Annotated in this window: 9 protein-coding genes; 3 read left to right on the forward strand and 6 right to left on the reverse strand. The window is 69.4% G+C overall.

Going from position 1 to position 16,131, the window contains the following annotated elements:
• Nucleotides 1-73 precede the first annotated feature (73 nt).
• Nucleotides 74-5,743, forward strand: coding sequence for a PKD domain-containing protein (locus A4X16_RS01665; protein WP_082914204.1), 5,670 nt, complete (start codon nucleotides 74-76; stop codon nucleotides 5,741-5,743).
• A 191-nt stretch (nucleotides 5,744-5,934) separates the two neighbouring features.
• On the opposite strand, the gene A4X16_RS01670 is transcribed toward A4X16_RS01665, so the two are convergent.
• Genes A4X16_RS01670 through A4X16_RS01685 form a run of 4 tightly spaced genes read right to left on the reverse strand, consistent with a single transcriptional unit; the run spans nucleotide 5,935 to nucleotide 11,181 of the window.
• Nucleotides 5,935-7,149 (reverse strand): hypothetical protein, encoded by a 1,215-nt coding sequence (locus A4X16_RS01670; protein WP_067115457.1) that lies wholly within the window; start codon nucleotides 7,147-7,149, stop codon nucleotides 5,935-5,937.
• Entirely contained in the window at nucleotides 7,146-8,465 is a 1,320-nt protein-coding gene (locus A4X16_RS01675; RefSeq protein ID WP_067115460.1) for a hypothetical protein, read from the reverse strand. Before A4X16_RS01675 ends, A4X16_RS01670 begins: the two co-directional genes overlap by 4 nt.
• Complete coding sequence (locus A4X16_RS01680; RefSeq protein WP_067115462.1) at nucleotides 8,462-9,910, reverse strand: polysaccharide biosynthesis tyrosine autokinase; 1,449 nt, start codon at nucleotides 9,908-9,910, stop codon at nucleotides 8,462-8,464. Before A4X16_RS01680 ends, A4X16_RS01675 begins: the two co-directional genes overlap by 4 nt.
• Nucleotides 9,911-9,969: 59 nt before the next feature.
• Entirely contained in the window at nucleotides 9,970-11,181 is a 1,212-nt protein-coding gene (locus A4X16_RS01685; protein ID WP_082914206.1) for a glycosyltransferase, read from the reverse strand.
• A gap of 110 nt (nucleotides 11,182-11,291) precedes the next feature.
• Here A4X16_RS01685 and A4X16_RS01690 point away from each other — a divergent pair, with 110 nt between their 5' ends.
• Nucleotides 11,292-11,885 (forward strand): arsenate reductase/protein-tyrosine-phosphatase family protein, encoded by a 594-nt coding sequence (locus tag A4X16_RS01690; protein WP_197491744.1) that lies wholly within the window; start codon nucleotides 11,292-11,294, stop codon nucleotides 11,883-11,885.
• Nucleotides 11,886-11,907: 22 nt separating this feature from the next.
• Here the strand turns inward: A4X16_RS01690 and A4X16_RS01695 are convergent, their stop codons facing one another.
• Nucleotides 11,908-13,074 carry a DUF1972 domain-containing protein gene (locus A4X16_RS01695; RefSeq protein WP_067115469.1) on the reverse strand — a complete coding sequence of 389 codons (1,167 nt, stop codon included), beginning with the start codon at nucleotides 13,072-13,074 and terminating at the stop codon, nucleotides 11,908-11,910.
• 4 nt (nucleotides 13,075-13,078) lie between these two features.
• Nucleotides 13,079-14,614, reverse strand: a complete 1,536-nt coding sequence (locus A4X16_RS01700) for a sugar transferase (RefSeq protein ID WP_067115471.1) — start codon at nucleotides 14,612-14,614, stop codon at nucleotides 13,079-13,081.
• Nucleotides 14,615-14,964: 350 nt separating this feature from the next.
• On the opposite strand from A4X16_RS01700, the gene A4X16_RS01705 reads away from it, so the two are divergent.
• The gene (locus A4X16_RS01705) at nucleotides 14,965-16,095 is read left to right on the forward strand and encodes a low temperature requirement protein A (RefSeq protein WP_067115619.1); all 1,131 of its coding nucleotides are present in this window, start codon (nucleotides 14,965-14,967) and stop codon (nucleotides 16,093-16,095) included.
• Nucleotides 16,096-16,131: the final 36 nt, after the last annotated feature.

Raw genomic sequence — 16,131 nt, forward strand, 5'->3', positions numbered from 1 at the left:
AAGGCTGTCTGTGGGAGGCGGTCTTCGAAAAGCGCCGCTTCTGTGCGCGCTGTGCAGACTCTGGGGAGAAAAAGTGCACATCAATTGGGGTGGCCGTATCGTTGCGGCCGAGAAGCGCGGCATCCGCCGTTCACGAGGGGCCTCGCTGTGGGGAGCGATCGCGACCGCGCTGGCTTTGACCGTCGGCGCGCTGACCGTTCCGGTCGCCGCGGCAGCGGACACGACGCCCGCGGCGGGTACGCCTGAGACATTCGCGGCCGATGCGCTGCCCACCGTCCAGATCGACGGTGTGGTGTACGCGCAGGAGGTCGTGGGCAACACGGTCTACGTCGGCGGCAGCTTCGCGAAGGCGCGACCGGCCGGTTCGCCCGCGGGATCGAACGAGACCGCCCGCGCCAATCTGCTCGCATACGACCTCACGACCGGTGCGCTGATCAGCTCCTGGAACCCGGGCACCAACGGGACGGTCCTGGACATCAAGAAGTCGGCCGACGGTTCGCGCATCTACGTCGCCGGCATGTTCTCGCAGGCTGCCGGCTCGTGGCGCTACCGCGTCGCCGCCTTCGACACCGCGACCGGCGCGCTCATCACATCGTGGGCGCCCGAGGCCAACGGCCGCATCGACGCGATCGCCGTGACCGACTCGGCGATCTATCTGGCCGGAGAGTTCACCACGATCAACGGCACGCAGCGGACGAAGGTCGCATCGGTCTCTCCCGCCACCGGCGCGGTGACCGGATTCTCGGCCGACGTCCAGGGCGGCTACGGCGCGAAGGGCGTCGTCGTCTCCCCCGATCGCAGCAAGATCGTGATCGCGGGCTCCTTCACCTCGGTGAACGGATCGACCGATCCCGGCCGCGGCATCACCGCGCTCGACGCCAACACCGGCACGCTGATGCCGTGGGCGATGAACAGCGTGCTCCGCAACGGCGGCACGGCCGCCGCGATGTACTCGCTGTCCTCCGACGGCGACAGCGTCTACGGCACGGGCTTCGACTACGGCGGAACCTCGCAGGACGGCTTCGAGGGCGGATTCCGCGCCAACTGGAGCGACGGCAGCCTCATCTGGATGGAGGACTGCCACGGAGACAGCTACGACATCGCGCCCGTGGGGGACAGCGTCTACGTCGTCGGTCACCCGCACTACTGCGGCAACGTGGGCGGCTTCCCCGAGACGAATCCGCGCTCCTACAAGCATTCGCTGGCTTTCGCGAAAGAGCCCAGCGGACAGGCCATCACGAACGACACGCAGGGCTACCGAAACTTCGCGGGTCAGCCGGCCGGCGCCCTTCTGCAGTGGTACCCGGAGTACGTGCCAGGCAACTACACCGGACAGTCCCAGGGTCCGTGGCAGGTCACGGCGTACGGCGACTACCTGCTCGTCGGCGGCGAGTTCCTCAAGGTCAACGGCGCCTCGCAGCAGGGCATCGTGCGGTTCGCCAAGAAGGGCGTGGCGCCCAACAAACAAGGACCACAGGTACAGGGCGGCGCCTGGACGCTCAACGCCACCTCCTTCCAGACCGGCGTCAACCGCCTGTCGTGGAGCGCGAACTACGACCGCGACAACCAGAGCCTGAAGTACCAGGTCTTCCGTCAGGACAAGGGCATGACCACGCCCATCTACGAGGCGGAGCAGCTGTCGAACTTCTGGACCCGCCCCTCGATGTCCTATCGCGACTCGACGGCGGTGCCGGGGACGACCTACAACTATCGGGTGCGTGCGATCGACGCGTTCGGCAACAGCACGCAGAGTGACTGGACACCCGTCACGACGGCGGCCGCCGGAGTCACGTCGGCGTACGACGACGCCATCCTCGAGAGCGGGCCGGTCGACTACTGGCCGCTGAACGAGCCGAGCGGCACCGCGTCGTTCGACTGGGCGGGCGGCAACGACCTCGTGGTCGCCGGCGCGACGCGCGGCACGACCGGACCGAACCTGACGAGCCCGTCCACCGCGACGACGTTCAGCGGCACCAGCAGTTCCGCCGCGCGCACGTCGAACTCCGTGACCGGCCCGACCACTTTCACGGTCGAGGCCTGGTTCAAGACGAGCAGTACCCGCGGCGGCAAGATCGTGGGCTTCGGCTCCTCTGCGACAGGCAACTCGTCGAGCTACGACCGGCAGGTCTATCTCGACAACTCGGGGCGCGTCACCTTCGGGGTGTACCCGGGCTCGAGCCGCACGGTCACCAGCGGCACCGGCTTCAATGACAACAAGTGGCATTACGTCGTCGCCTCGCTGAGCCCCGCCGGGCAGGTGCTCTACATCGACGGAGTGAAGGTCGGCGAGCGCACCGACACGACGTCTGCTCAGGAGTACACCGGGTACTGGAGGATCGGCGGCGACAACCTCGGCTCGTGGCCCAACACCGGCACCAGCGCATATCTGAACGGCGCGATCTCGAACGTCGCGATCTACGACCGGGCGCTCACGCGCACGGAGGTCGACTCGCACTACGTCTCGAGCGGCAGGGCGACGACGATCCCCCCGGCTCCGGCCGATGCGTACGGCGCGTCCGTGTTCGACCTCGACCCGACGCTGTACTGGCGGATGGGCGAGACCGGCACCACCACGACGGCCGCCGACTCGGGCATCAACAAGTCGACGGGCACCTACACGGGCAGCACGAGCGTGCTCGTGAAGAACCAGGCCGGAGCGATCTCCGGGGTCTCGAACACGGCCGTCCGCTGGGCGCCGACCACGAGCTCCACGACCGTCCGGCTCGCCGGGACCAAGCAGTACATCAACCCGCAGGTCTTCTCGGTGGAGGCGTGGTTCAAGACGACGACGAACGCCGGGGGCAAGATCGTCGGATTCGGCGACAGCAACAGCGGTCTCAGCAGCAGCAACGACCGTCACATCTACATGACTCCGGACGGCAAGCTGAACTTCGGGGTCTACACGACGCAGCAGAACCTCATCACGACCTCCGGTTCGTACAACGACGGCCAGTGGCACCAGGTGGTGGGCCAGCTCTCGAGCGACGGCATGAAGTTCTACGTCGACGGCGCCCTCGTGGGCACCAATCCGAACAGCACCGCGCAGAACTACAACGGCTACTGGCGGGTCGGCAACGACACCGGATGGGGCGGCGCGACGACCTTCACGGGCACGATCGACGAGGTCGCGGTCTACAGCACGGCCATCACGGCCGCACAGGTGAACCAGCACTACCAGCTCGGCGCGTTCGGGTCGGTCAACGAGGCCCCGACGGCCGCGTTCAGCAGCATCCCGACCGACCTGGACGTCGCTTTCGACGCCTCGACCTCGGTCGACCCCGACGGGGCCGTCGCGGCGTACAGCTGGGACTTCGGCGACGGGCACACCTCCACGGAGGGGCCGACCGTGTCGCACTCCTTCACCTCGGGCGGGACCTATCAGGTGAAGCTCTCGGTGACGGACGACCGCGGCACGACAGACACCATCACCCACCCCGTCACGGTGCGGGCGGCGAACGTGCTGCCGACCGCCGCGTTCGATGCGGTGGCGACCCACATGAACGTCGCCGTGGACGCCTCGGCGTCGACGGACCCCGACGGCACGCTGGCGACCTACTCGTGGGCGTTCGGCGACGGCGCGGTGGGCAGCGGCAAGACCGCGTCCCACGCCTACACGACCCCCGGCGAGTACACCGTCACGCTGACGGTGACCGACGATCGCGGCGGCAGCACGACCACCACCAGGCAGGTGACGGCCGCGCTCGCGCCGAACGCGCCGCCGACGGCCGCGCTGGCCGGGACCATCTCGAACCTCGCCGCGTCCCTCGACGCCTCGGCGTCGGCGGACTCCGACGGTCAGATCGTGTCGTATGCGTGGGACTTCGGCGACTCGACGACGGCGACCACGACGACGGCGACCACCACCCACGACTACGCGGCGGGCGGTTCGTACACCGTGACCGTGACGGTGACCGACGACCGCGGCGGGACCGCCGCGGCGACGAAGCAGCTCACGGCCGTCGAGCCGCCGAAGTTCACGGTGCTGGCCTCGGACAAGTTCGCACGCACCGTGTCGCCCGGCTGGGGTACCGCCGACGTGGGCGGAGCGTGGACGACCTCCGGCGGCAATGCCGCGTTCTCGACCACGGGGACGTCGGGTCGGATCGTGTCCAACACCTACGACACGCGGAGCGTCAGGCTCAACGCGGTCTCCTCGAAGAACTCCGACATCACGGCGAAGTTCTCCGTCGACCGCACCGGCGCCGGCTACTCGTGGACGCTGATCGGCCGCCAGGTCGCGTCGGACAACTACTCGGCCCGCGTCCGCTTCGAGGCAGGCAACACCATGCGGGTCTACATCCTGCGCGGCGAGACCGCCATCGGGGCGTCCTACGTGCTCCCCGGCACCTACACCGCGGGCACGGAGCTCTCCGTCCGACTGCAGGTCACCGGCACCTCGCCGACGACCGTGCGCACGAAGGTCTGGCGTTCCGCCGACGCAGAGCCGGCTGCCTGGCAGCTGTCCGGCACCGACACGACCGCGGCGCTGCAGGAACCCGGCACGGTGGGTCTGCTGACCTACCTCGGCGGGACCTCCTCCACGCCGACCGCGACCATGGACCTGAAGTCCTACGCCGTGGTCGACCCGACGGCTCCGACGGCGCCGAACCAGCTCCCGACCGCGGCCTTCACGCCGACGACCGCCGGGCTCAAGGTGACGGTGGACGCCGCGGCATCCGCCGACGCGGACGGCTCGATCCAGTCGTACGCCTGGACCTTCGGAGACGGCTCGACGGCGACCGGAGTCACCGCCACGCGCACCTACGCGGCGGCGGGCACCTATCCCGTCAAGCTGACGGTCACCGACGATCGCGGAGGTGTGAGCACGAAGACCATCGACGTGACCGTCGCCCCGGCGCCGAACCAGGCTCCGGTCGCGGCCTTCACGCCCACGGTCACCGGCCTCTCGGTCGCGGTCGACGGTGCCGCGTCGTCCGATCCGGACGGCACGATCCAGTCGTACGCCTGGAGCTTCGGCGACAGCGGCACGGGAACCGGAGCGGCGACGTCGCACACGTACACCACCGGTGGAACGTTCGACGTGACCCTCACGGTCACGGACAACAGCGGCGCGACCACGTCGATCACCAAGCAGGTCACGGTCACGGCTCCTCCGGCCAACGCGCCGCTCGCCGCCGACACCTTCACGCGCACGGTTCCGGCCGGCGGGTGGGGATCGGCCGACACCGGCGGGGCGTGGACGCTGTCCGGTGGGTCCGCCTCGTACAGCGTGGCGGACGGCAAGGGAATCGCCGCTCTCACACCGTCATCGACCAGGATCGCGCGTCTGGGTCTTTCGGGAACGGATGCCGTCGTGCGGGTCTCGATCTCGTCCGACTCGGCCTCGGCCGGCGGCGCGGCGACAGCCACCGTGATCGGACGTCAGGTCGGCGCGTCGAACTACTCGGCCCGCGTGCGGTTCGAGGTCGGCGGCGCGGTTCGCCTCTACCTGCTCCGTGACGAGGTGGCGATCGGCTCGTACCTCATGCCCGGGGTCACCTACACACCGGGGACGGCGCTCAACGTGGCCCTCTCCGTCACGGGAACGGCTCCGACCACGCTGGCCGCGAAGGTCTGGCTGGCGACCGACCCGGAGCCCGCGACCTGGCAGGCGTCCGCGACCGACAGCACCGCCGCCATGCAGGCAGCGGGCACCGTGGGTCTGATGAACACCGTGTCGGGAGCATCCACCGTGCCGACGACCACGTTCCGTTGGGACGACCTGACGATCACCAAGCCCTGAGCGCCGCACGGCGCTGAGGGAGACGCACAGCACACAGCACGGACAGGGTGCCGGTTCCGCAGCAGCGGGACCGGCACCTTCTTCGTGGTCGCGCTCGTGGTCGCGCTCGTGTTCGTGGCCGTGGTCGTGGTCGGGCCGTCATCGCCGGTCGCGGTCGCGGCTCGGGCGGACGGCCGCCGGGGGAGAGGCGGTCAGCGCGAGAAGCTGACGAAGTCCAGTCGGGTCGCGGAGGGGTCGGAGGTCCGCGTGCGGGGGACCAGCGTCAGCGCCACGGCGAGCACGAGAGTCGAGATGGATGTCGAGAAGAACGGCGAGAACAGGGAGTCCCAGAACGCCTGGATCGCGAGGAAGACGACGAGCCCGCTCGCCTGGCGCTTCGCGACCTGGCCGGCGGTGCCGAGTGCGACGATCACGAGGAGGGTGAGCAGCAGCGCCGCCCCGAACAGGCCGAAGCGGATCCAGAGGTCCCCCAGCATCGAATGAACCTCGAAGCCGTTCCCGAACATGTACTTCTCGACGTACCCGTTGTTCGGGTCGTAGTTGAGCCGGGCCATGCCGGTCTTGGCGACGAGGAGATCGATGCCGTTCGCCAGCGTGCCCGAGCCGAGCCCGAGCGGATTGGCCGCGATCAGCTCCGTCGAGGCGCCGAGCTCCGGGCGCCCGCCGAGCAGCAGGGACCCGGAGAGGGCGATCTGCTCCTCGGAGCGGACGGCCGCGGCGCGGCCGAACCATCCTTCGAGGATGAACGCCTGCAGCGCGAAATAACCGATGACGGCGGTGAGGCCGAACACCGCCAGTGTCCGGACGGTGTTGGAGCTCGTCGTGAGCCGCGCGCTGACCGTCTGCCACACGACGAGCGCGGCCGCCACGAGAAGCATGGAGCCCGCCGAGCGGGAGTCGTTGAGCGCAGAGACGACGGCAAGCAGCGCCAGCGCTCCGACCTCGAGCCAGGGCTTGCGGCTCAGCATGCAGAGCGCGAGGACGATCACGGTCGCCGGGACCGAGAGGTCGAACTTCCACACGTTGTCCATGTTGAGTCCGTGCAGCACCACGCCGCCGAGAAGGCCGCAGCCGTACCAGAGAGCGGTCGCGGCGGAGCCGAGGATGCTGCGCGCCCAGACCACCACGCCGATGCCGCCGACGAGGCTGATCAGGGTGAAGCTGTTCTGCTGCAGGAGCGAGTCGCTGGTCGTGTGGTCGGCTGCGAAGAAATCGGTCAGCACGATCCCGCTGACGATCGACAGGGCGCCGAAGCCCATGATCGCCGACCCCCCGCGCAGGCGCCAGAGCGCGACCGCCCACACCGGCAGCAGCAGCACGCTCAGCACGATGCCCGCCGTGACGCCCTGCAGCAGCGTGACGCGCGCGGCGAGGATCACGCAGACGAGCGCGGCGAGCACCTTCATGACGCTGGATCGTCAGGAGTCGTGGCGCCCATCAGTCGCTCCCGATGACGTCGGATGTAGACGGCGAAGGGGATCACCTGGAAGACGAGGACCGACGCGGCGTTGGCGAGGACGGGACCGGCGGCGCCGAGTGCGGGCGTGATGGTCAGGGCGAGCGCGATGGTCGACACGGTCATGAGCGCGACGGGGATCATCTGGAACCGGATGCCCGCCTCGTCCATGAGGAACATGCCCAGAGGATACAGCGCCGCCTGGCAGACGACCATCAGGCCGAACGCGACCACCGTCTCGCCGGACACCTGCAGCGAGCCGTCGGTGATGAACGCGAACAGCCACGGCGAGACGGCCCAGACGAGGGCGCAGATCACCGCGGCGCCGGCGGCGAACAGAGCGGCGATCAGGAACGGACCCCGCGTCAGGGTGCCGCGTGCTCGGCCGCGCGTGAAGAGAGGCCACAGAGCCAGCCCGCCCGCGGCGACGACGCCGTTGATCGCGAAGAAGACCTGGCCGACGGCGCCGTACTCGGCCACCTCGTGCGTGGTTCCCGACTGCGCGAGGATGTAGCGCAGGAGCGCCACGGACAGCGGCGCCGACACGAGCTGGACGAGCATCGGCCAACCGATGTGCATGACCCGGACGCCGGGGACGCTGCGCATGCGGAGGAGATCGCGGGCGGCGCGGCCCAGCAGCGGGGACAGCGCGCCGAAAGCGAAGCCGAACCCGACGGCGGCGACGAGGAAGCCCGACACCATCGACGACAGGGCGAGGAACGTCCCGGCCGACGGCGGAGCGAACGAGACGAGGAGCCACACCAGCAGCAGATTGAGGGGGCCCTGCGCGGCCTGGATGAGGATGATCCAGTGGTTCTTGTGCAGGCCGAGCAGGACTCGCTGCCAGATGCCGAGGGGGATGCCCGCGCAGAAGATCGTCAACGACACGAACGCCGCGAGATCGGCGCCCGGGATGCTCCCGGCATCGCCGAGCACGATCCGCCAGGCTCCGGTCAGGTAGAGCAGTGCATTGAGCACCATGCCCGCACCCGCGAAGCCGACCATGATGCGCCCCACTGTGGTCAGCTGCGCGCGGATCGTGCGATCGGCGCGCGGATCGTCGCTCACGGCGATGCTGTTGACGAGGACGGCGCCGGAGCCGAGGTCGGAGAAGGCGATCAGTCCCGGGAGCGAGGCGACGAGGGTGTACAGGGCGTAGTACTCGACCCCCGCGCCCCCCATGATCAGCCGGACCGTCAGGACTCCGCAGACGAGGGAGACGGCCATCGAGACGGCCCGTGCGAGGAGGGAGAGGAGGACGCTCATGCGTCCGGTGCGTCCTCGACCCGGGACTCGGTCGCTCCGGACTTCGCGGCGCCCGACGTCGCGGTGACGGACTTGCGCGCGGACGAGCGGGGCCACCGTCGCGTCGGGACGTCGGGCTGGTAGTACGGGCTGCTCTCGTTGCGCTTGACCGCGTTGAGGACGATGCCGAACACGTCCTTGTGCGTGGACTTGAGGGTGGAGAGGACCGCGCTGATCTGCTTGCGTCGCGTCTTCCCCGAGCGGGCCACGACGAGGACGCCGTCAGCCAGGTCGGCGAGCCACAGCGCGTCGGAGACGACGAGCGCCGGGGCACTGTCGATGATCACGTACTCGTACCGATCCCGGGCCTCCGCCACGAGATCGCGGAGGCGGTGGGAGGTGATCAGCTGCCCCGGGTTCGGGGCCGTGGCGCCCCCGGCGACGACATCGATGTTCATCGACTCGGAGTGCTGCACCGTCTCCTCCAGGGTGACGTCGCCGACGAGGATGGAGGTGACGCCGACGGCGCCTTCGAGCTGCAGAGCGTTCGCGACGGACGACCGGCGCAGGTCGGCGTCGATGATGACCACGCTGTGCCCTGACTCCGCGAGGGCGGCGGCCAGGCCGATGCTCACCGAGGACTTCCCCTCGTGCGGCGCCGACGAGGTCACCATCACGACGCGGAGGTCGCGGTCGACGGCGACGTACTTGAGGTTGGCGGCGAGCGCGCGGAAGGATTCGGCCGACCGGCTGTCCCTGCTGCGCAGCATCGTCGACAGGATCGTGTAGTTGCGTCGCCAGGCCACGATCTCGCCGAGAACGGGGGCGTCGGTGACGGCGGCGATGTCGGAGCGCTCGGTCATGCGGGTGCCCAGGACGCGGCGGAACAGCGCATACGCCACGCTCAGGCCGAAGCCGATCGCGGCGCCGATGATGGTGAGCAGACGCGTGTTCGGGCCGATCGGGGCCTGCGGCATCCGCGCGGGCGCGATCGTCTCGAGGCGAACGGCCGGTTGTCCCTCGGCGTCGCTCGGCGAGACGTCGGAGACAGCCGAGATCAGGGAATCCGTGATCGCCGCGGCCGTCTCCTGCGCACGTTCCTTGTCGGTGTCCGTCACCGAGATCTCGATCACGACCGTGTTCAGCGTGTTCACGACGGAGACGCGCTTGGCGAGCTGCGTCGCGGTCTCGTCGAGGTCGAGCTCCTCGATCACGGGGGACAGCACGAGAGGCGACGACGCGAGCACCGCGTAGGTCTGGACGAGGCTCTGCACGTAGCTCGATCCCTGCACGAGCTCGTTGGTGCTGTCGCCGCGCTGGGCGATGACCATGACCGCCGCGGTCGAGCTGTACTCGGGCGGGAGGGTGCGCGCGTAGCCGAAAGCCGCGCCGACACCGAGCACCGTCAGCGCGACGATGACGATCCACTGCCGTCGGAGGGCGTCGATGTAGTCCTGCAGCGTCATGTTCTTTCCCTCTCCCCCAAGGCGAGCGGGCATCTCCTGGACGGAAATGCTCGCCGAACCTATTCTCCCCTGTTCAGCTCGGTGAATTCGCCCTGAACGCCTGATTCACGCACCCCGGCCGCTCGCTCGATCGCCCGGGTCACGTTCCGCCGGTATCTCGCGACCGAGTGGCGATCGGATGCCGTCGCCGCCGACGACGCCGCGTGGCGCACGACGTCGTCCCAGCGTCCGGCGAGCTCCTCGACGGCATCGGCGATCGCGACGGGGTCACCGGGCGCGACGACGCGGGAGGTCGGGTAGTCGGACACCGCCTCGCGGAGCCCGCTGATGTCGCTCGCGACGACCGCCCTCTCGGCGAGCACCGCCTCGACGGCGGTGTTGCCGAAGGACTCGTCGGTGCGCGACGGCACGACCATCACGTCGCACGCGGCCAGATGGGGCCAGACGTCGGCGTCGTATCCGTGCATCGTCACCGCGTCGCCCAGACCCTCGGTCTGGATCCGCTCCTCGAGCTCGGATGCGTACCACTCGTATCCGCGGAAGACGTCTCCCACGATCTCGAGCCGTGCCTCCCGCCCGCGATCGCGCAGCAGGGCGACGGCGGCGATGACGGCATCCGGTGCCTTGCGCGGGGAGAGCCGACCCACGTATCCCAGGCGGATGACGTCGAGAGCGGTCCGAGGCGGCGATGGCGCGGTCGGACCGGGGATCGGGTTGAGGATCACGCCGGTCTTGCGGCGGAGAAGTGGCAGCGAGCGGAGCATCAGGTCGGCGGTGAACCTGCTGTTCGCGACGACGCGGTGCGCCCAGAGCTGCGGCGCGTAGAGGAAGGCGCGGAGCGCCCACGGCGACTCCGACTCCGCCTCGTGCACATGCGTGACGGTCGGCACGCGCCGGATGCGGAGGAGAGCGGGCCATTGCGGCAGGATCACCGTGCTGACGTAGGCGGCGTCGGGCCGATGGCGGGAGACGAGGCGCCAGGACTCGACGAAGCCCGTCACCGCCGAGCCGATGAGCTCCGGCCACCGACGCGGGCGCAGCAGCTGCTTGCGGAGCACGAACATCCGCGACACGACGACCCGCGCGCCGCGCTCCTCGAGCGCGGCGACCAGAGGTCCCGTCTCGGGCAGGGCGGCAACCACGTCGTGTCCCGCCGACACCAGACCGGTGGCGGATTCGAGAGTCACGCGATCGGCGCCATAGAGCTCAGCGCCGGGATGGACGATGAGGACGAGCACGGCGACCCCCGTTCCCTTCGTGAGGAGATCCACCGCGGACCTCGTCGGCGGTGTGTGAGATCATTCTTACCGTGTCGGCGCGGTCGAGTGGAAACCGCCGGGATCTGGGGATCCCTCGATGATCACTGGGGATGGAGTTCGGGATGGCTGAGAGCGTCTTGTTCGTGTGCGCGCAGAACGTGTGCCGTTCGGCGTTGATGTCGGCGGTGTTCGAGGAGTCGTTCCGAGCCGAGGGTGAACTCGGCCTCGGCACACCGCGATGGCGCGTCGAGTCCGTCGGCACGCAGGCCCCCGAGGGGCGTCGCGCCTGCCGCATCGTGGTCGAGCTCGCGCCGGAGGCCGCCGGCCACCACTCGGCACGGCTGGAGGCCGAGGACGTCGATGCCGCCGATCTCGTGATCGCCGCGTCGCTCGACGAGCGAGCGCTGATCGCCGGCGTGCGTCCGAGTGCGCGGTCCCGCACCTTCACCCTCCGTGAGGCGCTGCTGCTGGGCGAGGAGCCGGTCACCGCCTCGACCCTCGCCGAGTACGCGGCCGTTCTCGATTCCCGTCGCGGGACCCTCGACCTGCCGATGCCGTCGCGACGCCGCTGGCGGGGGGAGGCGGCGAGTCCGCTGGATGTCGTCGACGTGCACCAGCTCGGCGGACGCGCCCACCGCAGGGGGCTCGAGAGAGCGGCTGCCGACACCCGGCTGCTCGCGTCCCGACTGCGCCGGGAGCTCGCCTCTCGTTCGTGACCGGCGGATGGTGGGCCGGCGCTCACCACTCGGACGCCTGGCGGCGGGCCTTCCGTGCGACGCGGTGGATCGAGGTCCTCGCCGCCAGCGAGCGGGCGAGAGCCTCGTAGGCGTCGGTCACGTCGTCCCACCGGAAGGCGTCGCGCGCGCGATCCCGCGCCGCATCGCCGAGTCGAGCGGTCGCGTCGGCGTCGGCCTCGGCCTGCTCGAACGCCCGCGCCGCGTCGTCGGGCGAGGAGAAGAACCACCCCTGGTCGTCGAGCACCTCGTGGTTGAAGCCCACGTCGTAGGCGATCACCGCGGTGCCCGCGCCCATCGCCCGCAGCAGTGACGGGTTAGTGCCGCCTACGGAGTGCCCGTGCGCGTAGGTGACCGCATGGAAGTACAGGGCGTCGAGCAGCTCCTGATCGTAGACGCCGCCGATCAGACGGATGCGGTCGTCGCCGCGCGCCGCCTGCTGGATGCGCTGCGTGTACTCGCTGCTGTACGGCGCGGAGCCCACGACGACGAGGGGTCGCGTCGACGTGCTGCGACGGTAGCCCTCCACGATCTCGAGCACGTGGTTCTCCGGCTCGAAGCGGGCCACGACGACGTGGAATCCCTCGGGAGTGAGCCCGAGCTCCTCGATGCGCCCCGCGGCGACCGACTCGAGGATCGGAGCCCCGTACCGGATCATCTCGGTGGGGACCTGGAACTGGTGGGAGTAGTAGTCGGCGATGCCGGGTGCGTCCGCGATGAGCGCGTCGGCGGTGCGCACGCCGAACTGCTCCGCCCAGCGGTAGTAGGCCTTGCCGCGGGCACCCCACTTCGAGCGCCGCCACTCGAGTCCGTCCATGTGCAGGGCCGTCGGGACCCGGCGCAGCCGGAGCAGGGGGAGGAACGGGGAGTTCGCGGCGTTGAACACGAACGCGGCGTCGGGCGCGCGGCGCGTCATGAGGTGCAGGGTGGAGAGCCCGGTGTGACTCAGGGTCTCGACCTGCTTCACCGGCACGGCGGGCAGGTGCACCACGCGCATGCCGAGGTACTCCTTCTCACGGGTCTCGGAACCGCGCGTGTAGACGACGACGTCGTGGCCGCGATCGACGAGTCGCCGACCGACCTCCTCGACCGCCGTCTCGAATCCGCCGTAAGCGGCAGGCACCCCTCGTGTCCCCACCATCGCGATGGTGAGGGCATTCCCCTTGGTCATGGAATCAGTATGCCCCGCTGGGCTGCACCATGACCTTGGCCGTGCGCCACATGATCTGCAGGTCGTTCATCACGGACCAGTTCTCGACGTAGCGGAGATCGAGGCGCACGCTCTCGTCCCACGACAGGTCGCTGCGCCCGGAGACCTGCCACAGCCCGGTGATGCCCGGCTTGATGTAGAGGCGACGGAAGACAGTGCCGTCGTAGGCGGTGACCTCGCTCTGCAGCGGCGGGCGCGGGCCGACGACGCTCATGTCGCCGACGAGGACGTTCCAGAACTGCGGCAGCTCGTCGAGCGACAGCTTGCGCAGGATCCGTCCCACGCGGGTCACGCGCGGGTCGTCCTTCATCTTGAAGAGGAGACCGGCGCCCTCGTTCTGCTCCTTGAGAGCGGCGAGCTGCTGCTCGGCATCCGTCTTCATCGAGCGGAACTTGACGATCTTGAAGATGCGGCCGTCGCGCCCCACGCGCTCCTGGAGGAAGAACAGCGGACCCGGCGAGTCCAGCTTCACGAGGAGCGCGAGGAACGGCGTGATCAGGGCGATCGGGATGAGCGCGACGGCGGCGACGGCGATGTCGAGCGCGCGCTTGAGCACGTGGCGGCCGCCTTCGTACGTGGGGATCTGCACCTGGATGAGCGGCAGGCCCTCGACGGCGGCGAACGAGATGCGGGGACCGGCGACGTCGGTGAGGCGGCTGGACAGGACCAGCTCCGCCGCCGTGCCTTCGAGCTGCCAGCTGAGCTTCTTGACGAAGTCCGGCTCGCCGTCGGGGCGGCTCGCGACGATGATCGTGTCGGCTCCGAGCTCGGCGGCGACGGTCGCGACGGAGTTCACGTTGCCGATGACCGGGAAGTGCGTGCCGTCGATGTCGACGTCGCGGGCGTTGCCGTCGAGGAGGGTGGCACCCACCACCTGATACCCCGAGGCGCCGATCGGATGCAGAGTGCGGACGACGTATTCTACGTCGTCCCTGTTGCCGACGACGAGCGTGCGCGAGGCGAACCGCCCGCGCGCACGCTGCGCCGTCAGCCAGTGCCGCCACACCCAGCGGGTGATGAGCAGCGCGAGGACACCGAGCGGCAGGCCGACGAGCAGCACGAGCTGCATCGACTGCCAGCCGAGCACGACACTGAGCATGGCCATGATCCCGAAGGCCAGCCCGCTGGCGTGCACCACACCGCGGTACTCGGTGGCGCTGGCGCGGAACAGCGCTGCATCACGTGTATGCAGGGCGCTGAGCATCAGATACCAGAGCGGGACCAGCAGGATGCCGTGTCGCAGGGCCTCTTCCCCCGCGACACCCGACATCAGCTGGACCGCTGCGGTGATAGCGGCGGCGGACAGGATGACCCCAGCATCCGAGATCCGCAGTCGCATCCGATAACGCCGCTCCCACTGACGGCGTCGCTCCAGCGTCGCGGACACGCGCGGTGTGACCACCGTGCGCGTGACCGACTTGGTGGTGGCTCGCGGAGCAGCGATCGGCGAGAAGACCGACCCCGTGCGAGTGATGCTCAGAGCATCCTCGACGGAAGTCATGCCGAGGCCCCTTGAGCCGTGTATGTACGCAGAATTCCCCAGTGCGCCATGTTTTCCCCAGAATTTCCCCAGACCAGGGACCCCACGTCCCCAGCATCGTCTGCATCCCGACCCCTCGGGTCCTGCTGCATCCGTGATCCCACATCACGGGTTGCGTTCACCGTCCCACACGGTGGTGCTGGCAGCAGGCACTGCAGACTTCGTTCACTCTAGCGGAAGGGGACGTTCAGCGGAAGGTAATTCTCGCGAGTGGAGGAAACGAGTCCCGGAGGGCCCGCCGAGGCAGTCGGCGGCCCCGGTATCCTGACCGCGTGACCGCGCAGACGACCCGCCGTTTCCACCTGAGCCGCATGCTCCCGCGCGACCCGGCGCAGCCGCATCGGACGGCCAGCACGCTGGAGCTCTTCTTCGATCTGGTGTTCGTGGTCGCCGTGAGCATCGCCTCCGCGCAGCTGCACCGTGCCCTGAGCGACGGCGACTTCGTGCACGGCGTCACGTCGTACGCGATGGTGTTCTTCGCGGTGTGGTGGGCGTGGATGAACTTCACGTGGTTCGCGACGTCCTTCGACACCGACGACTGGCTGTACCGGCTCACCACGATCGTGCAGATGGGCGGGGTGCTCGTCCTCGCGGCCGGCATCCCCGCGGCGTTCGACCACGGCGACTTCACGATCCCGGTGATCGGCTACATCGTCATGCGCGTCGCGATGATCGCGCAGTGGCTGCGCGCCTCCCGCGGGGCGGGGGAGCTGCGGTCGGCCACGCGCCGCTACGCGATCGGCATCGCCGCCGTCCAGGTGCTGTGGGTGCTGTTCCTGCTCATCCCCTCCGGGATGCCCCAGCTCGTCGCCTTCGTTGTGTTCGCGCTCGTGGAGATGAGCATCCCGGTGTTCGCGGAGTATCGCCGGCAGACGCCGTGGCATCCGCACCACATCACCGAGCGGTACGGCCTGTTCACGCTGATCGTGCTGGGCGAGAGCCTGCTGGCCTCGGCCAACGCGATCATCGACGCGAGCACCGAGCTGGATTCCTTCGTGCCCCTCATCTCCATCTCCGTGCTGACGCTCGTCGTCACGGCATCCCTCTGGTGGATCTACTTCTGGCCTCCGCACCACCGCGCGATCACCTCGTTCCGTCGGTCCCTGCGCTACGGCTACACGCACTATCTGGTCTTCGCAGCGGCGGCGGCGTTCTCCGCCGGCATCGAGGTCGAGCTCGACGTGCTGCTCCATGAGAGCCGCCTGTCGAGCATCACCGCCTCGTTCACCGTCACGATCCCGATCGCGATCTTCCTGCTCGGCATCTGGTGGATCGCGATCCGGGAGAACGCCGACCGCCTCGTGAACACCGTCATGCCGGTCGGCGCCCTCCTCGTGCTGCTCGACCCGGTGCTGCCGATCCCGGTCGCGATCACCGCCGTGGTGCTCGTGGCGGTGGTCGTCGTGCTGGTGCTCCGACCGCCCGTGGATCGACGCTCATAGCGGGGGCACAGTCGCGTCATCGGCTCCGCCTCACTT

It is taken from the genome of Microbacterium sp. H83 (genome assembly GCF_001650405.1).
Lineage (GTDB): Bacteria > Actinomycetota > Actinomycetes > Actinomycetales > Microbacteriaceae > Microbacterium.

Bases quoted from the DNA above. Each gene is read 5' to 3' on its own strand.
- A4X16_RS01670 (WP_067115457.1), bottom strand. From the start codon at position 7,149: ATGAAGGTGCTCGCCGCGCTCGTCTGCGTGATCCTCGCCGCGCGCGTC.
- A4X16_RS01675 (WP_067115460.1), bottom strand. From the start codon at position 8,465: ATGAGCGTCCTCCTCTCCCTCCTCGCACGGGCCGTCTCGATGGCCGTC.
- A4X16_RS01680 (WP_067115462.1), bottom strand. From the start codon at position 9,910: ATGACGCTGCAGGACTACATCGACGCCCTCCGACGGCAGTGGATCGTC.
- A4X16_RS01690 (WP_197491744.1), top strand. From the start codon at position 11,292: ATGGCTGAGAGCGTCTTGTTCGTGTGCGCGCAGAACGTGTGCCGTTCG.
- A4X16_RS01695 (WP_067115469.1), bottom strand. From the start codon at position 13,074: ATGACCAAGGGGAATGCCCTCACCATCGCGATGGTGGGGACACGAGGG.
- A4X16_RS01700 (WP_067115471.1), bottom strand. From the start codon at position 14,614: ATGACTTCCGTCGAGGATGCTCTGAGCATCACTCGCACGGGGTCGGTC.
- A4X16_RS01705 (WP_067115619.1), top strand. From the start codon at position 14,965: ATGCTCCCGCGCGACCCGGCGCAGCCGCATCGGACGGCCAGCACGCTG.